This is a genomic window from Polynucleobacter sp. CS-Odin-A6 (assembly GCF_018882095.1).
GTDB lineage: Bacteria > Pseudomonadota > Gammaproteobacteria > Burkholderiales > Burkholderiaceae > Polynucleobacter.
The window spans coordinates 42,842-69,334 of record NZ_JACVPD010000004.1 but is presented as its reverse complement, the minus strand read 5'-3'; the positions used below and the strand labels follow the sequence as shown (position 1 = coordinate 69,334).

Below are 26,493 nucleotides of genomic sequence, written 5' to 3'. Positions count from 1 at the left end.
TGAAGAACCAGTACAAGGCTGTCTAGATGAGCATCTTGCTGTTGATATTCGCACCCACCCTTTTTGCCTTGTATTGGCTCATTCGCCTGCAAATGAGGCTAAGCAAGGTGCGCTATTTGGTTGATGCCTACGGCTTAGACCCAAAAAAGCTGCAAAGGCTCAAATACAATGACATCAAAGAATTGCGCCACTCAATCGATGCATTGCGTCGTGCAAATGACGCATACGGCTTAGAGGATCTTGTGAAGCCTTACCAGCGTTAAGGCTTAGCCTTCTCTTTTGCAAAATAACGCTCTTTAAACCACAAGGCTACCGCAACCAAACCAATCATAATGGGCACTTCAACGAGAGGACCAATGACCGCTGCAAATGCAGCTCCAGAGTTAATGCCGAATACAGCAATCGCTACCGCGATAGCCAGCTCAAAGTTATTGCTCGAAGCCGTAAAGGAGAGCGTGCAGCAACGTTTGTAATCAATTCCCATCTTGCTGGTTACAAAGAATGTCAGCAAGAACATGATTAGGAAAAAGATGAGCAGAGGATTGGCAATGGTCAGCACATCCATTGGTAGGCTCACAATGAGCTTTCCTTTAAGACTGAACATCACCACGATAGTAAATAGCAGAGCAATTAAGGTCAACTTGCCAATGCGTGGCACAAACTGCTGGTGATAATCTTCCTTAGACATGAACTTGAGCATCACCACTCGAGTCAGAATGCCGGCAATACATGGGACTCCAAGGTAAATAAAGACGCTCTCTGCGATTTGCCCCACGCTGACGCTGACATCAGATGCTGCTAAGCCAAAATAGGGCGGCAGAACAGTCAGAAAGACATAGGCGTAGACACTAAAGAACAAGACTTGAAAGATCGCATTAAATGCCACCAGCCCAGCAGCATATTCTGTTGAGCCCTTAGCAATATCGTTCCACACAATGACCATCGCAATGCAGGGTGCAATGCCGATCAGAATCAAGCCTGCCATATATTCCGGTTGATTGGGGACAAAGAGAATCGCCAAAAAGAACATTAATAAGGGGGCAATGATCCAATTCATTAATAATGAAATAAGAAAAATACGCTTATCTTTGAAGACATCAGGCAAATCTTCGTAACGCACTTTTGCAAATGGTGGATACATCATCAATATCAAGCCAATAGCGATGGGGATATTGGTTGCACCCACCTGAAAGGAGTTAATCAACCCCTCTACTCCTGGGAATACAAAACCAAGCGCGATGCCGCAAGCCATAGCCGCAAAGATCCATACCGTGAGGTAGCGATCAAGAAAAGAGAGTTTTTTAGTTAAGGTGCTCATGTTTCAGTCTGGCTTAAATTTAAATTGATGTATGGATTGCTTTGAGGGTCATCGAGTCTAATTTTTCTAGAGGCATGCTGGCCAAAAGATCAATCCGCTGCTTAAGGCCATTCATCACCGTATTAAAGGCTGTTCGCTTTTCTAGATCAGTACCCTGCACTTGTGATGGATCTGGAAAGCCCCAATGGGCAGTAGCGGGTTGACCTGGCCAGAATGGGCAAACTTCACCGGCTGCGTTATCACAAACCGTGATGATGAAATCCATCTTTGGTGCATTGGGCTCTGCGTAAACATCCCAACTTTTGGATATTAAGAGCGTGCGATCCATCCCCAATTCCGCAGCAATGTCTGCAGCAATTGGATTGACCGTTGTTCCCGGTGTAGATCCTGCTGAATAGCCGACAAACTTGCCGCTGGGATGGGTTGAAGCCAAGGCCTCACCTAGGATAGATCTTGCAGAATTGTGTGTACAGAGAAAGAGGATGTTATAGGTTTTCATAGCGCTTTCGTTTTCTTGGGAATTTTTACAGAGGTACAGGACTTACCGCCGCAGCAGTTATCCAATAAAAATGCGCTGAGGGCTTGCACTAGAGAAGCATTAGGACGATAGATCAGGTTGCGACTTTGGCGCTCAACGAGCAGCAAATCAGCTTGCACTAATTCTTTTAAATGAAAGCTCAGGGTAGCATTCGGAATGCCCAGCTTTTCAATTATTTCACCAGGCGTTAAACCAAGGTCTCCGCGCTGAACGATCAGCCGGAATATATTGAGTCGCGATTCCTATCCTAGTGCTAAAAAAGCAGAAATAGCATTGTTGTTTTTCATATTTCCAATTATATGGAAATAGATGACAGGTTTATGACAAGATCCTTCCACTCATATTCAATGGGCTGATCAACATAAAATGTGCTGACCTTGCGCAACCGTAATTGCCCTTGATTTGGCGAACAGGCTAGGTGAGTCTACTTACTTAACTTGGACTCTAAATCCACCGCAAGATCGAGCGCCCCCATATAGCCCGACTTAAGATGTGCCGGCAAATCAGGATCGCCCACCATGGTACCCAGCGTTTCGACCAGGCTGTAAATTAACCCTTTCGCCGCTCCTGCTGCAATGGAATTATTGGCTACTGCCTCATCAATATGCTTGACGGCATCCAAGAAGTAATCATGTCCTGGGAGACCATCTGACCCCAACTCTTCTTCAGCTTTTTTACCTTCATTTGTCATACGCTTGCTCCCTTATTGTGTATTAGAGTATTTACTCTACTTTATAGAAAAACCTGTGGGCATGGGTATCTATTTCTATCTCGGTCGAATCTCCAGTGGTTTCTACACGAATACTCTCTTCTGAAATCCTGACTTCATCAGGATTGCCTTAAACCCATTAATCGCGCGACCCATTGAATATGAAAATCTTTTTAAAAGGGCCTATGACTCTTTATTTTTTAACTTCCCAGAAAAAAATAAGAGCCACCCTAAGGTGACTCTTATTTTGCTAAAACATGACTTCTAAAAACAACTTAGTGCAATTACTCGCGAGAAGCCTTCTTACGATCATGCTCTTTTAAGTGGCGTTTACGGATACGCACGCTTTTTGGAGTGACTTCAACTAACTCATCATCACTAATAAATTCAACCGCGTATTCCAAGGTTAAGTCGATTGGTGTCACCAAGCGCACTGCTTCGTCAGTACCTGAAGAACGCACGTTTGTTAATTGCTTACCCTTAATCGGGTTAACAACTAAGTCATTGTCACGGCTATGGATACCAATTACCATGCCTTCGTATACGGGATCACCGTGACTCACAAACATGCGACCACGATCTTGTAATTTCCAAATAGCGTAAGCAACTGCTTCGCCATCATCCTGGCTAATCAATACACCGTTATGACGCTCGCCCAAAATGCCATCTTTAGCTGGGGCATACGAATCAAATGTGTGACTCATTAGTCCATTGCCGCGCGTCATAGTCATGAAATCACCCTGGAAACCGATCAGACCTCGCGCAGGAATACGGTACTCAAGACGGGTACGGCCTTTGCCATCACTCACCATATCTTGTAGCTCACCCTTACGCTTACCTAGGTCTTCCATTACGGAACCTTGAGTCGCATCTTCTACGTCCACCGTTAAGTTTTCATATGGCTCCATCTTGACGCCATTCTCTTCGTGGAACACGACTCGTGGACGGGAAACCGCCATCTCGTAACCTTCACGTCGCATAGTCTCTACTAAGATAGTCAGGTGCAACTCACCACGACCTGACACCTCAAATACGGTGTCGTCATCTGTTTCTTTGACACGCAAAGCCATGTTGGCTTTTAATTCACGATCAAGACGTTCACGAATTTGGCGACTAGTAACAAACTTTCCTTCGCGTCCAGCCAATGGGCTAGTGTTCACCATAAAGTTCATCGTCAATGTAGGCTCATCAATCTTGAGCATTGGCAATGGATCTGGTTTATCAACCGCACAAACAGTCGTACCAATCGCTAACTCTTCAATACCATTGATCAGAGCGATATCGCCAGCAACTGCCTCGTCAACGATTTCACGTTCGAGACCCTTAAATTTCAACACCTGATTAATACGACCTTTAAATGGTGTGCCATCAGGGCCGTTCATGCAAACCACTTCCATGCCTGACTTCACACGACCACGGCTGATGCGGCCAACACCAATCTTGCCGACATAGCTGTTGTAATCAATTGAAGAAATCTGAAATTGCAAAGGACCATCTGGATCATCATCGCGCACGGGAACATATTTCAGTACAGCATCAAATAATGGGCGCATATTACCTTCGCGCACATCTTCTGATTCTCCTGCATAACCATTTAAACCAGAGGCGTAGATGACCGGGAAATCAAGCTGCTCTTCAGTAGCGCCTAACTTATCAAACAACTCAAAGGTTGCATTAATGACATAGTCACAACGTGCGCCTGGACGATCCACTTTATTAATTACGACAATGGGCTTTAATCCAAGGGCCAAGGCTTTTTTAGTAACGAAGCGAGTTTGTGGCATTGGGCCTTCTACCGCATCAACCAAGAGTAATACACCGTCAACCATAGAGAGCACACGCTCTACTTCACCGCCGAAGTCGGCGTGTCCCGGTGTGTCAACAATGTTGATATGGGTGCCGTCATATTCCACTGCACAGTTCTTAGACAAAATAGTGATGCCACGCTCTTTTTCCAAGTCGTTTGAGTCCATGACGCGTTCGGTCATTTTTTCATTAGAGCGGAATGTGCCAGATTGGCGCAAGAGTTGGTCAACCAAAGTAGTTTTACCGTGGTCAACGTGGGCAATGATGGCGATGTTACGAAGTGCGCGTTTAGTCATGTGAAGCTTCTAAAGTTAAGGATAAGGTTAATTAAGGTTAATGAATGAATAAGTCAAAAATATTTAATGTGCAGAAGAAATTAGGCGCTTAGGGTGTAATACACCCGAGCGCCAGTCACCGGTGCCAATAAAGTTATGGGGAGCAGCCGTAGCGCGATAGATACGGACAAGTGCTTCAATGGACGGAATATTGAGTGGGACACGCTGCCCCATCTCTAGACGCTTTGCTTGCTGCTCATCCACTGTTAAGTGTGGCAGGGTTTGCAAGAGCGCATCAACCGGCAAAATATAGTGAGAGCTATCTTGCAGGCCTTTTTGAATACTGACCAACTCAAAAGATTGGTCTAGAGTCAAATGGCCTACTTCGGTGCGGCGCAAGCCAACCAAATGAGCACCACATCCCAAAGCTTTCCCAATATCCTCCGCTAAAACGCGAATGTAAGTTCCCTTGCTGCAGCTCACCTCGAGGGTTGCCACAGGCCAACTGATGTCAAGCCAACGAATCGCATGAATCGTAATATCGCGGGGCGCACGCTCTAATTCAACGCCTGCACGAGCATATTCATATAAAGGTTTACCATCACGCTTGAGCGCTGAATACATTGGCGGAACCTGGCTAATGGGTCCAGTAAACGCTGGTAATAATGATTCTAGAGCCAACTTCATGGCCACCGAATCAGCAAATATCGGCAGTGGTAATTCTTCTACGATGTGACCTTCAGCATCACCCGTGTCGGTACGCTGACCAAATTTCACCTGAGCAATATAAGTCTTATCGGCTTCTAATAAATCCTGAGAATACTTAGTTGCCTCACCCAAACAAATCGGGAGCAAACCAGTCGCCATCGGATCTAAAGTGCCGGTATGCCCTGCTTTTTCAGCATTCAATGCCCGCTTGACAGCAGTGACTGCGCCTTGCGAGCTCATACCAGCAGGTTTATCAAGCAAGACAACGCCATCGATCCGTAAAGACATAACTATGACGCGTTCTCTTCTTTACGATCGGTACGATCGCTATCCACTGCTTGATCAATTAAGCGGGACATCTCAATACCATGCTCAACAGAACTGTCGTAGTGGAAATGCAGGGTTGGCACAGTATGAATATGCAAACGCTTAAATAATAAAGAATGTAAATAACCCGCTTTGTCTTGGAGCGCCTTCAATGCGACCGCAGGCTCAGCACCCAGGACCGTAAAGAATACTTTTGCATGCGCCAAGTCCGGCGTCAGCTCAATACTTTGTAAAGTAATTAAGCCTAAACTAGGACTGCGCAACTCACGAGGGATCAGCTCGGCCAGGTCTCGCTGAATTTGATCGGCGAGACGCTGGTTACGATGTGGGCTAGTTTTATGCATGTGCTCAGTAGCTCTTAAAGTGTTCTGGCAACTTCAGTCACTTCAAACGCTTCCAGTTGATCGCCTTCTTTAATATCGTTATAGCCTTTTAATGACAAGCCACACTCAACGCCGGCACGAACTTCTTTTGCATCATCTTTAAAGCGCTTCAGAGAGTCCAACTCACCTGTCCAGATCACTACGTTTTCACGCAAGAGACGAACACTTGAATTACGTTTCACAACACCCTCGAGCACCAGGCAACCGGCAATTGCGCCCACTTTAGACACCAAGAAGACTTGACGAATCTCCACCATACCGGTGATTTCTTCTTTCTTATCTGGAGTCAACATACCACTCAAGGCGGCTTTGACTTCATCAACAGCGTCATAAATAATGTTGTGATAACGAATATCTACACCATTGTTTTCAGCCAACTTACGCGCCGCACCATCTGCACGAGAGTTGAATCCAATAATGACTGCCTTGGAGGCGACCGCTAAATTGACGTCCGTTTCTGTAATACCACCTACTGCTGCGTGAACGATTTGAACCTTCACTTCTGCGGTAGAGAGTTTTTGCAATGACTGTGACAACGCTTCTTGAGAACCTTGTACGTCGGCCTTAATAATGAGTGGTAGCAACTTAGCCTCAATAGCACCCTCTTCCATGTTTTCCATCATGGTTTCGAGTTTGAATGCTTGCTGTTTCGCCAACTTCACATCACGGAACTTCCCTTGACGGAAGAGTGCAATTTCACGAGCCTTACGCTCATCCGGCACCACCTGTACTGACTCGCCAGCTGCTGGAACTTCAGATAAACCCTGGATCTCCACCGGAATAGAGGGACCCGCTTCATTACAAGGTTTGCCGTTTTCATCCAACATCGCACGAACACGACCGTAGGTTGAACCTGCTAACAACATGTCGCCACGCTTGAGCGTACCGGACTGAACGAGTACGGTTGCAACAGGGCCACGACCCTTATCTAAACGCGCCTCGATTACCAGACCTTGAGCTGGAGCATCTTTAGCTGCTTTGAGCTCCAAAATCTCTGCTTGCAGAAGTACGTTCTCGAGCAGTGCATCAATACCATCACCGGTTTTTGCAGACACTCCGATAAAGGGCACATCACCACCGTATTCTTCTGGAACAACTTGCTCGGCAACCAATTCTGTTTTGACACGCTCTAAATTAGCTTCCGGTTTATCAATTTTATTGATTGCCACAACGATTGGTACGCCTGCTGCTTGAGCATGGTTAATCGCCTCTTTGGTCTGCGGCATCACACCGTCATCAGCAGCAACCACCAAGATCACAATATCCGTTGCCTTAGCGCCACGAGCACGCATTGCCGTAAAGGCTTCGTGACCTGGAGTATCTAAGAAAGTAATCATGCCTCGAGGAGTTTCAACGTGATAAGCACCGATATGCTGGGTAATACCACCGGCTTCGCCAGTAGCTACCTTGGCAGCACGAATCTTATCGAGCAGGGAAGTCTTACCGTGGTCAACGTGACCCATTACTGTCACTACTGGTGGACGTGATAGCAACTCCGCATCATGGCCAGCAATACCGAGATCTAAATCAGGATCATCTAACTTGGCGGCATGGGCTGTGTGACCCATTTCTTCCACGATGATCATTGCGGTATCTTGATCTAAGATTTGGTTAATTGTCACCATCTGACCCATACCCATCAAGAGCTTAATGACTTCAGCACTCTTCACGGCCATAGCGTGAGCGAGCTCAGCAACGGTAATCGTTTCAGGGACATTGACGTCTCGCACAATAGCTTCGGTAGGTACTTGGAAGTTGGTATCGACGTTCGCTTCAGCAATTTGACGCTGTTTTCTTCTGCCGCCACCGGAGCGCCAACCACCTACGCCACCAGAACTATCGCCACGAGTCTTTAAACCACCTGGCTTCTTAGCGCCTTCTTCTTGCCAAGTAGATGAAGTCTCTGCAGACTTAATTGTCTTACCGCCAACTTTGGCAACTACTTTTTTCTTATCATCAGCACCTTCAGCCTTGGCAGGTTTGTGTAAGGTGCCTTTTTTAGCTTCTTCAGCAGCAATTTCGCTTGGCGCCTTCAGGACACGTGCAGGCGTACTCATCATGTCACGAATAGCCAAAGCTTCCGCTTCAGCAGCAGCACGACGTTTTGTGATGTCTGCTAACTGCGCTTTGTTGGCATCAGCAATCTCTTTGGCAGCTTTGTCCGCTTGCGCTTTCTTTTCGGCAGCTTTAGCAGCTGCTGCTCCACTGGCCGACTTAGTCTCTTTTTCAAGCGCTGGCTCAGCCGAATTTGCAGCAGCTAATGCAGCCTCTTTTTCGCGAGCGTCTTCTGCCGCTTTCATTTCAGCTTCTTGTCGAGCTAATAGCTCGGCTTGGCGGGTCACTTCGGCCGCACGCTTTTCTAACTCTTCAGTAGAAAGAATGGGCTTTACGGAAACAGCAGGTGCTACTGCAGCCGGGGCTTCTTCTGGCTCTGGAGCTTGAGAAGTTTCATCGCCACGCTTAACCAAGACGCGCTTTTTGCGCACCTCAACCTGAACGGTACGAGTTCGTCCAGCAGAATCTGCCTGACGAATCTCCGAGTTTTCGCGCTTGATTAAAGTAATCTTTTTACGATTACCCGTGTCGGCACTACCATGCTCTTTTTGCAAATACTCAAGCAGGACAGTTTTGTCCTTTTCGGTAATGCTATCGTCCTCAGAACCTTTTTCGACACCGGCCGCCTTCAATTGCTCCAGAAGGTCGGGTGCGGTACGTTTTAATTCTTTAGCGAGTACTTTTACTGTTGTTGCCATGTACTACTTCCTCTCATGAAGTAAACCAATGTTCGCGCGCTTTCATGATGAGCGTTTTCGCGGTTTCTTCGTCAATTTGTGTCGCCTCAACTAGCTCATCAACAGCCAGTTCAGCTAAGTCGTCACGGGTATGAACTTGATTGTCAGCAAGCTTTGCAATCAATTCAGTAGTCATTCCCTCTAGGGAGCGTAAATCTTGTGAGACTTCGCCAACGCGCTCTTCTTTTGCCAATTCCATAGTCAAGAGAGAGTCACGCGCACGAGTACGCAATTCATTTACCGTGTCTTCGTCGAAAGAGTCGATTTCTAGCATTTCAGAAAGGGGTACATAAGCAACTTCTTCCAAAGTGTTGAAGCCCTCTTCGATCAAGATGTCAGCAACTTCTTGGTCAACGTCTAATTTATCCATGAACAACTGACGCACAGAAGCAGCTTCTTTTTCTGTTTTCTCAGCAGACTCTTCTGGAGTCATGATGTTGATTTGCCAGCCAGTTAGCTCACTTGCCAAACGCACATTCTGTCCACTGCGACCAATCGCAATTGCCAAATTCTCTTCATCAACCACCACATCCATGGCATGACGCTCTTCATCAACTACGATCGATGAGACTTGAGCTGGAGCCAAAGCACCAATCACAAACTGTGCTGGATCTTCAGACCATAAGACAATATCCACTGCTTCGCCAGCGACTTCGTTACGAACCGCTGTAACGCGTGTGCCACGCACACCAACGCAAGTGCCGATTGGATCAATACGCTTGTCGTAAGTAATGACAGCAATCTTGGCACGGATACCAGGATCACGAGCCGCGCCCTTAATCTCTAATAAACCCTGCTCCATCTCTGGAACTTCGTTCTCAAACAACTTAATTAAGAACTCAGGGCAAGTACGTGAGAGCTCAATCTGCGGACCGCGTACTTCACGATCTACTTTCATGATGTAAGCACGGACACGATCGCCAGAACGGAGGTTCTCTTTTGGAATCATTTGATCGCGACGCAGTAAAGCTTCAACGCGGCCGGACTCAATAATCAAACCATTCTTATCGGCACGCTTGACGGTACCGGTCATGACTTTTTCGCCACGCTCTAGGTAGTCGTTCAAGATTTGCTCACGCTCAGCATCGCGAATCCGTTGCAAAATCACCTGTTTCGCTGCTTGGGCGCCAATACGACCAAAAGCTAAAGATTCAATTTGCTCTTCGATGTATTCGCCAACTTCCATATCAGCGAATTGCTCAAGCGCTTCAAAATGCAGAATTTCTTTATCGGGCTCTTGCAGACCAGCTTCATCTGGTACCACCAACCAACGGCGGAAGGTTTCATACTCACCAGACTCACGATCAATCGATACACGAATATCTACATCTTCTGTCGGGTAACGCTTTTTAGTGGCTGATGCCAACGCCATTTCCAGCGCCTCAAACACAATTGCTTGATCTACGTTCTTTTCACGCGCTAAGGCGTCTGCCAACATGAGAACTTCTCGGCTCATGACTTTCTTCCTTTGAAATCAATAACAGGGACCAACCGAGTCTTATCGACCTCGGCTAAAGAAAACTCCAATTGAGACTCAGCACCATCAGTGCCTTCAAACAACAAACCAAATTTCGCATCAGGCGAATCCAACTCACCACTCAGCAAACCTTGCAACACACCACGAAAACTCTTGCGATTGCCAACGGCAACGCGTAGCTTCAGATCTACCTCGATCCCGGAGAAGCGCTCAAAATCCGCTGCGGATTTTACGGGACGGTCTAGACCTGGAGACGAAATCTCTAAACGCTCAAAAGGGATGTTTTCTACTGGCAATGTATAGCTCAGTTGATGACTCACTTTTTCACAATCTAAAACAGTAATCAAACGCTCGTAATCTGGGTTTTCAATCGTGACACGCAGCAAACCTCCGGCTTCACGCTCGATATCTACTAGCGTATAACCTAAGTTTTCTACCTCTGCAGAAATAATCCGCTGATCTTTCAAAACAACCCTTCAACCCAAAACGGCAAAAAAAAATGGGCCTTAAAGCCCATATTCTCGAAAATCAGAACAGGCCGACTTACGTTGATCGCAACATCAGTCGGTAACCACTAAAACAGCAGCAAACTGCTGTAAGTCCGAAATTATAGCTGATTTAGAAGAAAACTCATCAAAATCAGAAGCTTTCGCTTGGATTCCGAGGCTTTCGAGGTCCCTTATTAAATGGTTTGCGTCCTTTTGGTGCACCCCGTTTAGGGCCATTTCCAGGGTTTTGAGGGCTTGCAGTCACAAAAGCGGACTGCCCGTGATGCACTTTCTTGCCCTTATTGCGATCCTGACCCTGGGCTCCCTGACCACCCTGCCCGCCTTGACCAGAACCCTGCCCTGGTCTACCAGCGTTAGTGCGGCCTCGGAAAGGTCCACGCCCTTCGCCCGAACCACCGCGACCGCCAGCAGGTTTATCGCCCCGACTTTGGTGGGTAAGTCCATTGTGACCGCTAGCTAAGGTCAAAGCATCTCGCGAACCCCAATATGAAACTGAAGTTTGCATCGGATCTGGTTGAAAGTCTTCACTAGTAGGGGAGCGGCGATCGCGACTCTGCGCATTCGGATTACGACCCTTGTCTTGCGGCTGTGGCATTTTTAAGCCTACAAACTTCATCAAGTTATATATTCCGCCGGCCTCAATCTCCTCCCACTTACCCCGTCTCAAGCGTGGAGGAAGTAAGAATATGCCGTAACGGGTGCGGAGCAAACGAGAAACCGTATGACCCACCGCCTCGAACATGCGACGTACCTCACGGTTACGACCTTCAGTCAAAGCAACGTGATACCAACGGTTTGCACCATCGCCACCACCCATGGATAAGCGCAAGAATTTAGCTTGGCCATCATCTAGGGTAATACCGCTCTTTAATTGGGCGGTATTTTCTTGGCTTAACTCACCCAAAATACGAACAGCGTATTCGCGCTCTACGCCGTATCGGGGATGCATTAAGCGATTAGCCAATTCACCCGATGTTGTAAACAGTAAAAGACCTTCAGTATTAAAGTCCAAGCGTCCCACAGCAATCCAACGACCTTGACGTGGCTTTGGCAAGCGATCAAATACCGTTGGACGACCTTCTGGGTCGGACTGACTCACAATTTCGCCTGAAGGTTTGTGATACATAATGACGCGCGGTGGCTTAGTCTGAATCTTGCGATGCACTGGCTTGCCATTAATACGTACTTGATCCGTTGGTCCAATACGCTGGCCAATGTGTGCTGGTAAACCATTTACCGAAACACGACCTTGAATGATTAAATCCTCCATGTCGCGACGGGAACCCATGCCGACGTCAGCCAATACCTTATGTAACTTCACAGTATCTTCGTCGTCAGCATCATCGTCTAAACCATCTAGGTCAGACCAGACTTCATCACGTAAGCTCAGAGGTAAATCATCGATGTTTGCAAATTGCAAACTGCTCATCTCATCTTCACTAGGGACATCCGCATCCTCATCATGACGGACACGTTGTGCGCGACGCTCAGCCCCGGTCTGATGAGAAATTTCGTTCTCATTAACGCTATCTGGATTTTTTGATTCAACAACTTCAGGAGCATCTAATGCAGCATCAAATTCCCCGGAAACAACTGATGCAAATAAGGCTTCGCTTTCTGCTGGATTGTGGGTGATCTTAGGGGGCTGATTGCCACCTTCACGCTGGCCATGAGACTCACCGCCCTCACGACGAGGCCGATCCTTATTGGATGGACGCTTTTTGTTAAAAGGATGCTTGCCAGGCCCAGCGCCTTGGCGGCGCGGGCGGCGCGGACCACCCTCGCGCCCCTCGGCCTTCAAACCATCCGTACTAGGCGGTGTTGATTCTGCATTAGCAGAATGATCCGCCGCTGGTTTAACCGGGGATGAATCGTTTTCGTTGGAGCTTGTCATTAATAATTATTTTTGTTCGTCTGATTGTTTTTCAGACTCTGGGGTAACTTCTTCTATTACTTCTTCCGTTGCTTCTTCTGCAGTTATTTCTGCAGCTTTTTCTTTAGTGACTGCGGTAATCTCTTCGCTTGCCACCTCAATCATGGGCTGACCATTTTTATCCAACTCAATGACCGTCTCAACAGTTGCGCTTGCATCAAATTCCATCACTGCTTGGCCTAATTGCTCAGCAGCAGCCATTGGCGCGGCATCTTCCAACATTGGCAAGCTTTGCAAATTAGTGAGGCTTAAGTCATCTAAGAATTGCTTAGTGGTTGCATATAAACCTGGGCGGCCAATAGTCTCTTTATGACCAATGACTTCGACCCAGCCGCGATCTTCCAACTGTTTCATCACATTACTACTAACTGCAACACCTCGAATCTCTTCAATCTCACCGCGGGTGACGGGCTGGCGATAAGCAATGATTGCTAAGGTTTCCATCACTGCACGAGAGTACTTGGGTGGTTTTTCTGGGGTTAATCGATCGAGATATTCGCGCATTGCTAAACGACTCTGAAAACGCCAGCCAGTAGCAATATGCACCAACTCCATGCCCTTATCTTCCCAAGATTTTTGAAGCTCTATAAGAGCATCATCAATCTCGCCAGCTGAAATATCTTGGGCAAATAAGCGCATGAGATCGGCAACTGTCAGTGGTTCTTGCGCGCACAAGAGGGCTGTTTCAATTACGCGTTTATTGTGATCATCCATAAATTCGGGCTATCAGGCAATCACCTGATGAGGGCATAAAAGTGTATTTCAATAATGGGTTGGTAGTGTTTTGGTGGCGCTCTGGTTGCATTCTTCAGTTACTACGAGCTATACATCTCCAAATTCGCTTGGGAGAATTGCCCGTGCTGAAACGAAGTCTTTTTCGCTCACCGTGCAACTATTATAAGGGAGCCTCAATACAATAGCCATATGTACGAAATCACAGTCCAAAACCCATCCCCATCTTCTGAGACCGATTCCAGACGTCATTTTTTGGGTCTGGGCCTGGGTTTAGTAGCGCTTGTTGGGGGCTCGAGCCTGACTGGGTGCAGCTTAATAGGTAACCGTAAACCCGTTGTCGGCCTTGTTCTTGGAGCTGGGGCGGCTCGTGGTTTTGCCCATATTGGCGTCATTAAGGCTCTAGAAGCCCAAGGAATCAGACCCGATATCGTCGTGGGCAGCAGCGCTGGTAGCGTCATCGCAGCATTACTTGCCTCTGGAGTCGCCGGTAATGACCTAAACCGGCTAGCTCTCAATCTAGATGAAGCCACTATTGCAGATTGGGGTCTCCCCTTCGCCGGAAGATTCGGCGGGCTGATTAAAGGCGATGCCCTCCAAAATATGGTGAACCGCGAAGTACAAAATAAATCTATAGAGCAAATGCGTATCCCCTTGGGAATTGTGGCAACTGATCTGCAGTCTGGTAAAGGTGTTCTTTTTCGATCCGGCAATACGGGTCTAGCAGTGCGTGCCTCGTGCAGCGTTCCCGGGATATTTCAGCCGGCCATCATTAGCGGTAAAGAATATGTGGACGGCGGCCTAGTTGCACCAGTCCCGGTCAGCTACGCCAGACAGATGGGTGCCACGCTAGTAATTGCAGTCAATATCTCGTCGGAACCGGTTCATCAAGATGCCAGCGGCACTTTCGGCATCATGCAGCAGACCATTTCCATCATGCAGCGAAGCATCAATCAATATGAACTCAAAAGTGCTGATATTGTGATCACCCCTCTTCTAAAGCAAATGAGTAGTAGTGACTTCAAGTCTAGAAATGCCGCGATCTTGGCAGGAGAGGTAGCCGCCCAAGAGCAGATGGGCTTAATTAAAGAAAGGCTGAAAGGCTAGATTTGCCTGAGGGAAAAACTTACAGGCTGCGTGATTTACGCTTGAGTTTGTTGACTTCGTTCAACAACTCTTGACGCTCTGCATCACCCAAGTTGTCGCTACCATCTAAACGACGGGCGCCGTCGAAGCGCTTATCCCAGTAGAGGCTACCAAGATCATCCACACGCACGCTGGTACCTTTAGACGGAGAGTGAATAAATTTATTGTCGCCAACATAAATACCAACATGAGAAAAAGTGAGTCGCATCGTGTTGAAAAATACCAGGTCGCCAGGTTGTAACTCATCCCGATTAATTGGCTTTCCAACACGGCTCATTTGAGTTGACTTACGCGGCAATAAGAAACCTAATTTATCCTTAAAAACATAGCTGACAAAGCTACTGCCGTCCAAACCGGATTGTGGCAATTCGGCATCCCAGCGATAACGCACGCCAATCACTTCCATGGCGCGATTAATTAACTCGTCCGATTTGCCGGTAACAGAATCTGCTAAGCGATCTGATACACGGGCAAAATAAGATTTCCCCGCTTGAAACATGCTTTCTTTGGGAATCTCTTTGGCAACCTCAATGGAAGGCTCTTTCGCAGAATCCGAGTTAGCGTCTAACGCCATTGCCGGATGGGTGCTGAGTACGGCCGCAAACAGAAATGCCTTGGGCATTTGCTTGAGTAGCACTAAACAGCGGTCTATTAGAAAGATCATTTCGCCATTCTAGCAAATAAGCACTATTTAACCAAGCATCACCACCCAGGATAACTCTTTGTTTTCAATGGCATATTTGTCATTATTGGGCTTGATTGCACCAATAGAGGGCTTTAATAGGTCGTTTTACTATTTTCTGAAAGCCTCTAAGTCAGCTCTGCCGCGGTGAATAGCTCCTTGGTGTAGCTTTGACGTGGATACTTAATTAGCGTTTCTGTGTCGCCAAACTCAACTACCCGACCCTCTTTGAGAACCATAATTTCATGGGACATTGCCCGAATCACTGCCAAGTCATGGCTAATCATCAGATAGGCCAAGTTGTATTTTTTCTGAAGTTCGGTAAGTAAAGCAAGTACTTGTTTTTGAATCGATACGTCTAGCGCAGAGGTCGGCTCGTCCAATACTAAAATCTGCGGTTTCAGTATTAATGCGCGGGCAATCGCAATGCGCTGCCTTTGCCCACCAGAAAATTCATGGGGATAGCGCGTTAGTGCTGAGCGATCCATCCCCACCTCTCGCAATATATCCAAGACTCGAGACTCACGCTCTGCTACAGATAGCTTAGGAAAATGTACATCCAATCCTTCCGCAATAATCTGCATCACATTCATGCGTGGCGAAAGCGAGCCAAACGGATCCTGAAAAATAACTTGCAAGCTTGAGCGCATCGCTCGTCGCTCTTCCGGTTTTAGTTTTTGCCAATCGCGGCCAAGCACATCTACCTCGCCAATCACTTGCGCAGCAGAGTCTCCCAGTAAACCTAGGACCGCCATTCCAAGCGTAGTTTTTCCAGAGCCGGATTCGCCAATGACGCCAATGGTTTGCCCTTGCTTAAGCTCAAAACCAACCTTACGCAGCACTTGATGTCTCAGTGATTTTTTAAACCAAGCGGCTGACTCAGTCACTGGATAAGAAACCGATAGATTGTCTGTCTTCAATAGCACAGGAGCCAGAGGCATTACTGGTGCTAGATCACGTACTGGCTCACTATTGACTAGGGATTTTGTATAGGCATTCTCGGGATGCTTGAACACTTGCTTCGTTGAGCCAACCTCCATGAGATTGCCTTGGTTAAGTACGGCAACGCGTTGAGCAAAATGCTTCACTAAATTGAGATCATGCGTAATGAGCAAAATCGCCATGCCACCATGTTCTTTAGATTCCTCTTGCAACTCTTTTAGTAAATCTAAAATCTGTAAACGTAAGCTCACGTCCAGCGCAGTTGTAGGTTCGTCAGCAATCAATAGTCGCGGCTTACAAGCCAAAGCCATCGCTATCATCGCGCGCTGACGCTGTCCACCAGACAGTTGATGTGGATAAGAATGAAAGCGTTTGCCTGGTTCAGGAATGCCGGTCTTTTGGAGCAAGTCAATCGCGGCAGCCATGCAATCCGCCTTAGAGATCAACGGTTGATACACTTGCACTGCCTCGACAATTTGGTTGCCTACGGTAAATAGAGGATTGAGTGCCGTCATGGGCTCTTGAAAGACCATGGCGATTTCACGTCCACGAATATCTCGAATATCTTTGATTGGGAGTGAGAGAAGATCTACTGGGGCTGAAGTGAGCTCTTGTCCCGATTGAACGCTACCACTCCAGAGAATGCGGCCTGTAGTTTTAGCACCTTCGGGCTCTAGTCTTAATGGCGCAAGCGCAGTGAGGGTCTTACCAGAGCCCGACTCGCCTACTAAAGCAAGCCGCTCTCCCACACCGATGTCTAGATCTAGATGGCTCACTGCAAATTTCTCGCGACGACCTGCACCAAAAGAAATGGAGAAGTCCTCATAACGCAGCAATGGCACAGTACTCATAAGCGCCCTCCATTCATAGCGCCTGACTTACGAGAATCAAAAGCATCACGTAGCGCCTCGCCCATAAACGTCAGCAACAGCAATGTGGCAACCAACACTACAAATGTGGATAAGGAGATCCACCATGCATCTAAATTACTCTTGCCCTGGGAAAGTAGTTCGCCCAGGCTTGGGGTTCCCGGCGGAACACCCAGACCCAAGAAATCTAAACTCGTGAGCGACAAAATAGCGGCACTCATTCTGAAAGGCAAAAAGGTAATCACTGGAGTCAAACTATTAGGCAAGATATGACGGCGCATGATTTGTAAGTTCGTTAACCCCAATGCTCTTGCCGCACGCACGTACTCGAGGGCACGATTGCGAAAGAACTCTGCGCGGACGTAATCGGAAAGTCCCATCCATCCAAAAGCAGCCAGCAGAATAATCAAGAGCCAAATACTCGGATTAAAGATGGAGGCAAAAATAATCAACAAGTACAACTCAGGCATGGCTGACCAAATCTCAATCAAGCGTTGGGAGACCAAGTCAAACTTACCCCCGAAGAATCCCATCAATGATCCGGTGATGATGCCTACACTTACTCCAACAATAGTTAGCGCAAGACCGAAAAGAATGGATAGGCGGAAACCATAAATCAGGCGAGCTAAAACATCGCGCCCACGATCATCGGTCCCTAACCAGTTTTCCCAAGAAGGGGGCGCTGGATTAGGAACTTGAGAAAAGTAGTTTAGTGTCTCGTAGCTATAGTGAATAGGTGGGTAGATCGCCCAATTGCTATTGCTAGTGATGTTGTGGCGAATGTCAGGATCCAAAAAATCCGTTGGCGTTGCAAAGTCCCCACCAAAAACAGTTTCAGGCTGACTCTTTACAATCGGGAAATAGAAATGTCCTTCATAGCGAACCACCAAAGGTTTGTCATTCGCAATTAACTCAGCACACATGGATAGACCAAATAAAACCATAAAGATCCAAAGACTGGCATAACCCATACGACTATTTTTAAAGCGATGCCAACGACTCATGAACCCCCTCCCGCACCAAACTGAATACGAGGGTCTATATACACGTAGCAAAGATCCGAGATTAACTTGGTGAACAAGCCAATCAAGGTGAACAAATATAGAGTGCCGAAGACTACTGGGTAGTCACGGCGCATCACGGACTCGTAAGATAGCAAGCCAAGGCCATCCAAAGAAAATAGTGTCTCGATTAACAATGAGCCAGTAAAAAATGCGCTAATAAAAGCCGCAGGAAAGCCTGTCACTAGCGGTAAGAGCGCATTACGAAAGACATGTTTCCATAACACTTGTTTTTCAGAAAGTCCTTTTGCGCGTGCAGTCAAAACATACTGCTTGCGAATCTCCTCCAAGAAAGAATTTTTTGTCAGCATTGTGACTACCGCAAAACTACCCAGAACAGATGCGGTAATTGGCAATACCAAATGCCACAAGTAATCCATGATCTTGCCAATCAAACTGAGATCGCTCCAGTTATCCGAAGTTAAGCCTCGCAGTGGGAATAGCTGCAAGAAACTGCCGCCGCCAAAGAGCACTAGCAATAAGACGCCCAGTACAAAACCAGGGATGGCGTAGCCCACCAGAATCATGCTACTGGTAATAGCATCAAAGCGTGAGCCATCGCGTACTGCCTTAGCGATACCCAGAGGTATCGATACTAAGTAGGTTATGAAGAAGGTCCACAAACCAATGCTAATAGACACTGGCAATTTTGAAATCACTAAACCCCATACGCTTTCATGTTGGTAATAGCTTTGACCCAAATCGAATCGAGCGAAACGTCCCAGCATCATGAAGTAACGCTCTACTGGCGGCTTATCGAAACCATAGAGAGCCTTGACTTCATCTAAGCGCTGCGCATCTAAGCCCTGACGCCCACGATAAGTTGCGCCAGCACCAGAAGACTCAGTACCCCCAACTGCTGCGTCGCCTTTGCCCTTAAGCTCCAATACCATCTGCTCAACCGGTCCGCCTGGTACAAACTGCACTATGGCAAAAGTCAAAGTCAACACACCTAAAAGGGTTGGGATCATGAGCAGCAAACGCTTGAAAATATAAACGCGCATTTGTTGTTGCATCATTTAGCCTCCTCTTTCCACCAGTTTTGCATAATCCAAGGCTCGGCCTGGTAATACAAAGGGGGCTCTGGATAACGCATCTCCTTGCGGAAGGCTACGCGATGTGTTGGGTTGTACCACTGTGGAATAACGTAATAACTATTCCACAAAACGCGATCAAGCGCTCTACAGGCAGCCCGCAACTCTTCCCGATTTTGGGCTTTAGTGATCTCTTCAATTAAGGCGTCCACAACGGGAGACTTTATCCCGATGATGTTATCTGAGCCCTTTTCCTTGGCAGCTTGACTACCAAAACGATCCCAGAGCTCATTGCCAGGATTTTGTGAATCTGGAAAACGAGTGGTGGTGATATCAAAATCATATTCATCCATCCGCTTTTGATACAGGGCAAAGTCACTTGTGCGAATGTCCAATTGGATACCTAGCTTTTCTAAGTTGCGACTGTAGGCGGAAATCACTCTTAAGAAGAAACCCCCGTTTTCCACCATTTCTATGCGGAAAGGTTCGCCCCTTTCATTTCGCAAAGCGCCATCTCGGTACTGCCAACCGGCATGCATTAATAGTTCGCGGGCTTTCTTCAAATTCTGGCGGAGGCTGTCTGGTGACTTTGTTGATGGCGCTGGTGGCATCGGGCCAAAGACTGCATCAGGAACCCATTGTGGGTATTTAGCCTTGAGTGGTCTTAGCAGTTTCATCTCTGCTTCAGTAGGTTGACGTGGACCATCAAAGTTAGCGCTTAAATCACTATTGGTGAAGTAACTATTAATGCGGCCGTATTGGTCAAAAAATATTTGGCGATTAAGCCATTCAAAATCTAAAGCCAAGCCTAATGCTTGACGAACACGCGCATCCTGAAAAATGGGTTTACGCACATTCACCGCAAAGCCCTGCATACCTGCACCATTATGATTGATGAAGGCCTTTCTTAAAAGCGCTCCATTATCAAATTTAGATCCCACGTAGCCCTTAGCCCAAATCTTGGCGCGGTATTCGACAATGGCATCAAACTCCCCAGCTTTAAAAGCTTCCAGCCGGACAGCATCATCACTATAGAGCTTGTAGAGCACGCGATCGAAGTTATAAAAACCAACACGCACATTGAGAGGTTTACTGATTTGATCAGCCCAGTATTGCGGGTTTCGCTTATAAACAATCGATTTACCAGCCTTAAAAGATTCAATCAGATATGGCCCGCTACCCACTGGCGCTTCGAAGGCAATCTTATCGAAAGGAATCATTGTGCCGTCGGGCTTCTTTCCCCAGTTACGAGAGAAGATTGGCAACGTTCCCGCCAAAATTGGTAATTCAGTATTGTTATTTTTAAAATCAAATCGAACAGATCGATCTGAAAGTACAACCGCTTCTTTGATATCAGCAAAAGTAGTTTTGTAACGTGGGTGAGCCTTTCCACTCATTAAAGTATCAAAGCTGTGCTTCACATCAACAGCCAATACTGGACTGCCATCAGAAAACTTTGCTTCTGGACGAATACGAAATGTGACGGACTTATGGTCTGCAGCAACTGCGATGTCTTCTGCAAGCAAGCCATAAATACTAGAGACCTCGTCCGCGCTTCCCTCGGCTAAGGACTCAAACATCAAATCAATTCCGGGAGCTGTCACACCCCGCAGGGTATAGGGGTTGAACTTATCGAAACTGGTTCTTTGCCCGGGATTTGGCAAGACCAGAGTTCCACCACGGGGCGCATTGGGATTGACATAATCAAAATGGGCAAATCCTTCTGGATACTTGGGCTTTCCGAACTGTGCAATCCCCTGTCCCGCCTGGGCTATGTTGACCCCTAGGCCTACTAATAGGGCTAGCAGCCAAGAATAGGCGATTTGGTGGTTGGGTTTTAGGCTGGGCATATATGCAACAATTGTAGATAGCAAATCACATTTGAAGCAAAGGACACGATATGGGCTTTCTCGCGGGTAAAAAAATTCTAATTACCGGCCTTCTTTCTAACCGCTCTATTGCCTATGGAATCGCCAAGGCCTGTCACCGTGAAGGTGCTGAATTGGCCTTTACCTACGTTGGCGAGCGCTTTAAGGGCCGTATTGTCGATTTTGCCAAAGAATTCAATACCGACTTGATTTTTGACTGCGATGTGGGAAGTGACGAGCAAATCTCTGCCCTCTTTCAAGATCTGGCTAAATCCTGGCCTCAGTTTGATGGTTTTGTGCATGCCATTGGCTTTGCGCCCCGCGAAGCCATTGCCGGAGACTTTTTAGAGGGGCTCTCTCGTGAAGGTTTCAAAATTGCGCACGATATCTCTGCGTATAGCTTTCCAGCAATGGCCAAAGAAGCTTTGCCAATGCTCCGCGACAAATCCTCTTTGCTGACATTGACTTACCTCGGTAGCATGCGCAATGTTCCTAACTACAACACCATGGGTCTTGCTAAGGCATCACTAGAAGCCTCAGTACGTTATATCGCAGGCTCAGTGGGTCCAAAGGGTATTCGTGCGAACGGCATTTCAGCCGGCCCCATTAAAACTTTAGCGGCAGCTGGTATTAAAGGCTTTGGCAAAATTTTGGAAGCCGTTGAGCAAACCGCCCCATTACGTCGCAACGTGACCATTGATGATGTTGGTAATAGTGCCGCCTTCTTATTGTCCGATTTGGCAAACGGCATTACTGGCGAAATCATTTACGTCGACAACGGCTTTAGCCAAGTCGTTGGCGGAATGGAAGAAGTGTGAGTGTTCCAATCGGCGAGGCCCTCAGGTTTTGGGCCAAGCTCGGTTTTATTAGCTTTGGTGGACCTGCGGGACAAATCGCCGTCCTCCACCAAGAGCTGGTTGAGAAGCGTCGCTGGATTTCTGAGCGGCGCTTTTTACATGCCCTGAACTATTGCATGCTTCTCCCAGGACCTGAAGCCCAGCAACTAGTGACCTATATCGGCTGGCTGATGCATCGTACTTGGGGTGGCGTATTAGCAGGTACTCTTTTTGTTCTGCCCTCACTCTTCATCTTAATTGGCCTGTCTTGGATTTACCTGACATTCGGGCAGGTACCTTGGATTACAGCAATCTTCTTTGGCATTAAACCTGCAGTGGTCGCCATCGTCCTTCATGCCGCAGTCAGAATTGGTAAGCGCACGATCCACAATCACGCACTCCGAGCGATTGCACTGCTTTCATTTTTAGCCATCTTCGTTCTCAATCTCGCCTTTCCGATCATTATTTTGTGTGCTGCCTTGATTGGTATTTGGGGTGGCAAACGTTACCCAGAATATTTCCAGCAAACCCCAACGCACGGCAAGGTTAGCGATCAGGAAAAAGATTTCGGCGAAGCACTGATTAACGATGACACGCCTACGCCAGAACATGCTCAGTTTTCCGTGAAGCGATTGGTGCAGCAGAGCTCAGTTGTTCTCTTGCTCTGGTCAATCCCATTTTTTGCACTTGCCCTCCTCTTTGGCTGGAAAACACTCTACCCCCAAATTGCTTGGTTTTTTACAAAAGCTGCCTTTCTGACTTTTGGGGGTGCGTATGCAGTACTACCCTATGTCTACCAAGGTGCAGTAGATCAATTTCATTGGCTCAGTGCTGGTCAAATGATGGATGGCTTAGCGCTCGGTGAGACCACCCCTGGGCCACTCATCATGGTGGTCGCTTTTGTTGGCTACCTAGCTGGCCACATTCAACACTGGATTGGCAATACCAATCCATTTTGGTTTGGGGTTCTGGGTGCGTGTGTCGCCACCTGGTTTACTTTCCTACCCTCTTTCTTTTTAGTGTTGGTCGGCGGCCCGCTCATTGAATCCACCCATGGCAAGCTGCGCTTCACCGCTCCCCTCACAGCTATCTCCGCGGCAGTAGTTGGTGTCATTGCCAACCTTGGTTTGTTCTTTGCCTATCACGTCTTTTTTCCACAGGGCCTGAGTGGTCCAATCTCTTGGGTTTCCATCGCCATTACCGTATTTGCTGGACTGGCCCTCTTCCAGTTTCAAAAAGGAGTTATCAGCGTGTTGACTGGTTCCGCCCTTGCTGGCCTTCTGAGCTATTTAGTGGGCAGTTTATTAATCTAAGAACACGGTATTTAGAGCTGACATTGGCATAATAGAAGTTATGCGAATCGAACCACAAACCATCAGCCACCTCCAGGAGTGGCTCGGTAAAACAGAGTCTCTCCAAGACGCCATCACTGCTGCCCCTGTTAAAGCTTTATCAGCAACACTGGATCGACCTGACCCAGCCCCAAGTCAGGGGACCTTTTTGCCAGAGTTATGGCACTGGTTGTATTTTTTGCCCTGCGCCCTTCAATCTAATATTGGTACGGATGGACACCCAAAACGGGGTGGCTTTTTACCTCCGGTGCCATTGCCAAGACGTATGTGGGCTGGCAGTCGTATCGAGTGGTTAGCGCCATTATCAGTCGGCGATGCAATCGAACGGGTTTCCAAAATTGAATCTGTTACCCACAAGGCAGGCCGCACTGGTGATCTCATTTTTGTTTTAGTAAAACATCAGATCTTTAATCAACAGGGCTTAGCTTTAATTGAAGAGCATGACATTGTGTATCGAGATGCGCCTGGCTCAGACGACAAGCCGGTTGCGCCAACCCTTGCGCCTACTGGTGCGAAGTGGGCCAAGACTATCACACCCGATGATGTCTTGTTATTTCGTTACTCCGCACTTACCTTTAATGGCCACCGCATTCATTACGATCGCAAATATGTGACTGAGGTTGAAGGTTATCCTGGCTTAATTGTTCACGGCCCTTTAATTGCGACCTTACTGGTAGACCTTGTACGTCAAAGCATTCCCGGTTGTACTCTCAAAAGTTTTGAGTTCCGCGCCATTCGCCCTACGTTTGATATCAATCCGTTTAAGGTGAGCGCTAAACCGGATCTTGAGAAGGACTCTTCTGGAAAAACGCTCTCCATTTGGGCAGAAGACCACGAAGGCTGGCTCACGATGCAAGCGACTGCTGTTTTGGCGTAATCAAAATAATCAACCTATTTATGACTAATCAACATCTCTCTCGTGAACTCGCCAACTTTGCTACCAACTTAACGGCGGCAGATATCCCAAGCGATGTGATGAATCGCGCCGAAGATTTATTGGTGGATTGGTTTGGCTCAGCCATTGCCGGTAAAGGGTCGCGTCCAGTAGAAACCATTACCCAGTTTGCTCAAAGCATGGGTGGCTTTAACAGCGGTAATCCTGGTAGCGCTGAAATCCTCATTAGCCGCACCAGCTCCAGCCCTTTTTTGGCCGCTCTGGCAAACGCTGCGGCTTCGCATGTCGCCGAGCAAGATGATGTGCATAACGGTTCCGTCTTTCATCCAGCTACGGTTGTTTTTCCGGCGGCGCTAGCAACAGCGCAAACGATTGGTGCTTCGGGTGAAGATCTGCTGGTTGCTGCAATTGCTGGCTACGAAGTCGGCATTCGGGTAGGGGAGTTTTTAGGTCGGTCCCACTACAAGACGTTTCATACTACTGGCACTGCAGGCACCTTGGCTGCAGCAGCTGCAGTAGGTCACCTACTGAAACTCAACCCCACGCAAATGTTGCACGCCTTCGGCTCTGCTGGCACTCAGTCCGCTGGTCTTTGGGAATTCCTTCGTGATGCAGCAGACTCTAAACAATTGCACACTGCCCATGCCGCCTCTACTGGACTGATGTCAGCCTACTTAGCTCATGCGGGCTTTACTGGAGCTGAGCACATCTTAGAGGGTAAGCAAGGTTTAGCTGCTGGTATGTCGAGTGATGCAGACCCAAGCAAACTAACTGACCGATTAGGCAGTCGTTGGGCAATTGCTGAAACCAGCTTTAAGTACCACGCCTCCTGTCGTCATACTCATCCGGCCGCAGATGCCCTTCTGCAAGTGATGCTGGCGCACAATCTCAAACCGGGCGATATCGCTAAAGTAGAAACATTAGTTCACCAAGGTGCAATTGATGTATTGGGTCCTGTAACTGATCCAGCCACAGTACATCAATCGAAATTTTCGATGGGCACTGTCTTGGCCCTGATTGCGCACTATCAATTTGCAGGCCTGCAAGAGTTTGATCGGCATTTTCATGATGAAGCAATCTGTGCATTTCGGGATCGCATCACCATGGTGTTAGATCCTGAAGTAGATCGCGCTTATCCACAACGCTGGATTGGCAAAGTTAAGGTCTACCTACATGATGGTGCAGTATTAGAAGGTCGTGTTGATGAACCCAAAGGGGACCCTGGCAATACCTTAAGTCGTGCTGAGATTACTGATAAGGCAATGCGTCTTGCTGCATTTAGTAATGGCGCCACTCCAGATGAAATGACTAAAGCCATTGAGCACTTGTGGAATATCCGCAAACAAGCCAAGATAGGCTTATTGATTTCCTAGTGTCCCACTGACCTCATCTTAAATCCCCTCATATGAACCCACTCGATACACCCATTGGCTTTAGTAGTGCCTTCTTGTTTGTGCCTGGCACTCGCCCAGATCGTTTTATCAAAGCCTTAGATAGTGGGGCCGATGGCATCGTGATTGATTTAGAGGATGCGGTTGCGGAAAAAGATAAACAAAAAGCGCGTGATGCGATTCGTGCTGCTTGGCCCACCTTTAGCGCCGAACAGAAAAAACGTTTGATCATTCGCTCGAACTCGCCTGGCAGTCAGTTTTACTCAGCAGATTTGATCTTAGTTCAAGAACTCAATGCAGCTTGCTTACTCATACCCAAAAGTGAATCACGCGATCAAATAAATGGCGCCGCACAAATTCTTCCGAATACTGCGATTATTCCGATGATTGAGACTGCGATTGGCCTTGACCGTCTGAATGAAATTGCTAACTCCGAACAAGTACTGCGTCTTGCTTTAGGCAATATTGATTTACAAGCCGACTTAGGAATGGTGTGCGACCCGCAAGAAACAGAACTCCAAACTGCCCGCTTTCAGATTGTGCTGGCCTCTCGCCTAGCGCAAATTGCCCCTCCAGTAGACGGGGTTACTCCTTCAACAGATGATATTGAGCGTATCACCGATGATGCTGAACGTGCCAAAAGAATGGGTTTTGGGGGTAAGCTCTGTATTCATCCAAAACAAGTTGCCATCGTTAAGGCTGCCTTTATGCCTTCAAGCGAAGAAATTTCTTGGGCTCACCGAGTGATTGAAGCTGATCAGGCATCTAAAGGCGCTGCAGTGAAATTAGACGGTCGTATGATTGACCGTCCAGTAGTTTTATTGGCCCAAAGAACACTAGCGCTTGCTGGTTAACCCTAAAGCCGATAGCATTGAATGGTGGCAAAATGAGCACGCATCAAATTTAGGGA

At 47.5% G+C, this 26,493-nt stretch carries 24 protein-coding genes; 7 read left to right on the top strand and 17 right to left on the bottom strand.

Annotated features, from left to right (window positions below):
- Positions 1-26: 26 nt before the first annotated feature.
- Positions 27-263, top strand: a complete 237-nt coding sequence (locus ICN15_RS09235) for a hypothetical protein (protein ID WP_216202455.1) — start codon at positions 27-29, stop codon at positions 261-263.
- Here ICN15_RS09235 and arsB read toward each other — a convergent pair.
- The 12 genes from arsB to scpB form a co-directional block, all read right to left on the bottom strand.
- Positions 260-1,318: an ACR3 family arsenite efflux transporter gene (gene arsB, locus ICN15_RS09230; protein WP_216202454.1), complete on the bottom strand. Its 1,059-nt coding sequence runs from the start codon at positions 1,316-1,318 to the stop codon at positions 260-262. The two genes, ICN15_RS09235 and arsB, sit on opposite strands and share 4 nt — an antisense overlap.
- Before the next feature lie 19 nt (positions 1,319-1,337).
- Positions 1,338-1,817, bottom strand: a complete 480-nt coding sequence (locus tag ICN15_RS09225; RefSeq protein ID WP_216202453.1) for an arsenate reductase ArsC — start codon at positions 1,815-1,817, stop codon at positions 1,338-1,340.
- Positions 1,814-2,083: an ArsR/SmtB family transcription factor gene (locus ICN15_RS09220; protein WP_370625445.1), complete on the bottom strand. Its 270-nt coding sequence runs from the start codon at positions 2,081-2,083 to the stop codon at positions 1,814-1,816. The genes ICN15_RS09225 and ICN15_RS09220 overlap by 4 nt, the downstream gene beginning before the upstream one ends.
- A gap of 197 nt (positions 2,084-2,280) precedes the next feature.
- On the bottom strand, positions 2,281-2,547 hold the full coding sequence (locus tag ICN15_RS09215; RefSeq protein WP_216202452.1) for a hypothetical protein: 267 nt from the start codon (positions 2,545-2,547) through the stop codon (positions 2,281-2,283).
- A 302-nt stretch (positions 2,548-2,849) separates the two neighbouring features.
- Entirely contained in the window at positions 2,850-4,667 is a 1,818-nt protein-coding gene (gene typA, locus ICN15_RS09210) for a translational GTPase TypA (protein WP_216202451.1), read from the bottom strand.
- A 63-nt stretch (positions 4,668-4,730) separates the two neighbouring features.
- The gene (gene truB / locus ICN15_RS09205) at positions 4,731-5,642 is read right to left on the bottom strand and encodes a tRNA pseudouridine(55) synthase TruB (RefSeq protein ID WP_216202450.1); all 912 of its coding nucleotides are present in this window, start codon (positions 5,640-5,642) and stop codon (positions 4,731-4,733) included.
- 2 nt (positions 5,643-5,644) lie between these two features.
- A complete protein-coding gene (rbfA, locus tag ICN15_RS09200) occupies positions 5,645-6,025 on the bottom strand; it encodes a 30S ribosome-binding factor RbfA (protein ID WP_216202449.1) in 381 nt (126 codons plus the stop codon).
- A gap of 14 nt (positions 6,026-6,039) precedes the next feature.
- A complete protein-coding gene (infB, locus tag ICN15_RS09195) occupies positions 6,040-8,817 on the bottom strand; it encodes a translation initiation factor IF-2 (RefSeq protein ID WP_216202448.1) in 2,778 nt (925 codons plus the stop codon).
- Between the two features lie 13 nt (positions 8,818-8,830).
- The gene (gene nusA, locus ICN15_RS09190; RefSeq protein WP_216202447.1) at positions 8,831-10,312 is read right to left on the bottom strand and encodes a transcription termination factor NusA; all 1,482 of its coding nucleotides are present in this window, start codon (positions 10,310-10,312) and stop codon (positions 8,831-8,833) included.
- Positions 10,309-10,800 carry a ribosome maturation factor RimP gene (gene rimP, locus ICN15_RS09185; RefSeq protein ID WP_216202446.1) on the bottom strand — a complete coding sequence of 164 codons (492 nt, stop codon included), beginning with the start codon at positions 10,798-10,800 and terminating at the stop codon, positions 10,309-10,311. Before rimP ends, nusA begins: the two co-directional genes overlap by 4 nt.
- Before the next feature lie 172 nt (positions 10,801-10,972).
- On the bottom strand, positions 10,973-12,736 hold the full coding sequence (gene rluB, locus ICN15_RS09180) for a 23S rRNA pseudouridine(2605) synthase RluB (RefSeq protein WP_216202445.1): 1,764 nt from the start codon (positions 12,734-12,736) through the stop codon (positions 10,973-10,975).
- A 6-nt stretch (positions 12,737-12,742) separates the two neighbouring features.
- Complete coding sequence (gene scpB / locus ICN15_RS09175) at positions 12,743-13,489, bottom strand: SMC-Scp complex subunit ScpB (RefSeq protein WP_216202444.1); 747 nt, start codon at positions 13,487-13,489, stop codon at positions 12,743-12,745.
- A gap of 210 nt (positions 13,490-13,699) precedes the next feature.
- Between scpB and ICN15_RS09170 the strand changes: the two genes are divergently transcribed.
- Positions 13,700-14,614, top strand: a complete 915-nt coding sequence (locus ICN15_RS09170) for a patatin-like phospholipase family protein (RefSeq protein ID WP_216202443.1) — start codon at positions 13,700-13,702, stop codon at positions 14,612-14,614.
- 19 nt (positions 14,615-14,633) lie between these two features.
- Here the strand turns inward: ICN15_RS09170 and ICN15_RS09165 are convergent, their stop codons facing one another.
- From ICN15_RS09165 to ICN15_RS09145, 5 genes are all read right to left on the bottom strand, one after another.
- Complete coding sequence (locus ICN15_RS09165; RefSeq protein WP_255532949.1) at positions 14,634-15,317, bottom strand: C40 family peptidase; 684 nt, start codon at positions 15,315-15,317, stop codon at positions 14,634-14,636.
- A gap of 146 nt (positions 15,318-15,463) precedes the next feature.
- On the bottom strand, positions 15,464-17,128 hold the full coding sequence (locus tag ICN15_RS09160) for an ABC transporter ATP-binding protein (RefSeq protein ID WP_216202442.1): 1,665 nt from the start codon (positions 17,126-17,128) through the stop codon (positions 15,464-15,466).
- Positions 17,125-18,150 (bottom strand): ABC transporter permease, encoded by a 1,026-nt coding sequence (locus tag ICN15_RS09155; protein WP_216202441.1) that lies wholly within the window; start codon positions 18,148-18,150, stop codon positions 17,125-17,127. Before ICN15_RS09155 ends, ICN15_RS09160 begins: the two co-directional genes overlap by 4 nt.
- On the bottom strand, positions 18,147-19,211 hold the full coding sequence (locus ICN15_RS09150) for a microcin C ABC transporter permease YejB (RefSeq protein ID WP_216202647.1): 1,065 nt from the start codon (positions 19,209-19,211) through the stop codon (positions 18,147-18,149). Before ICN15_RS09150 ends, ICN15_RS09155 begins: the two co-directional genes overlap by 4 nt.
- A gap of 11 nt (positions 19,212-19,222) precedes the next feature.
- The gene (locus tag ICN15_RS09145; RefSeq protein WP_216202440.1) at positions 19,223-21,091 is read right to left on the bottom strand and encodes an extracellular solute-binding protein; all 1,869 of its coding nucleotides are present in this window, start codon (positions 21,089-21,091) and stop codon (positions 19,223-19,225) included.
- Positions 21,092-21,141: 50 nt separating this feature from the next.
- Here ICN15_RS09145 and fabI point away from each other — a divergent pair, with 50 nt between their 5' ends.
- Genes fabI through ICN15_RS09120 form a run of 5 tightly spaced genes read left to right on the top strand, consistent with a single transcriptional unit; the run spans position 21,142 to position 26,437 of the window.
- Complete coding sequence (fabI, locus tag ICN15_RS09140) at positions 21,142-21,927, top strand: enoyl-ACP reductase FabI (RefSeq protein WP_216202439.1); 786 nt, start codon at positions 21,142-21,144, stop codon at positions 21,925-21,927.
- Positions 21,924-23,258, top strand: coding sequence for a chromate efflux transporter (chrA, locus tag ICN15_RS09135; protein ID WP_216202438.1), 1,335 nt, complete (start codon positions 21,924-21,926; stop codon positions 23,256-23,258). Before fabI ends, chrA begins: the two co-directional genes overlap by 4 nt.
- A gap of 40 nt (positions 23,259-23,298) precedes the next feature.
- On the top strand, positions 23,299-24,174 hold the full coding sequence (locus ICN15_RS09130) for a MaoC family dehydratase N-terminal domain-containing protein (protein ID WP_216202437.1): 876 nt from the start codon (positions 23,299-23,301) through the stop codon (positions 24,172-24,174).
- Between the two features lie 20 nt (positions 24,175-24,194).
- Positions 24,195-25,565 (top strand): MmgE/PrpD family protein, encoded by a 1,371-nt coding sequence (locus ICN15_RS09125; RefSeq protein ID WP_216202436.1) that lies wholly within the window; start codon positions 24,195-24,197, stop codon positions 25,563-25,565.
- 32 nt (positions 25,566-25,597) lie between these two features.
- Entirely contained in the window at positions 25,598-26,437 is an 840-nt protein-coding gene (locus ICN15_RS09120; RefSeq protein WP_216202435.1) for a CoA ester lyase, read from the top strand.
- The last annotated feature ends 56 nt before the right edge of the window (positions 26,438-26,493 follow it).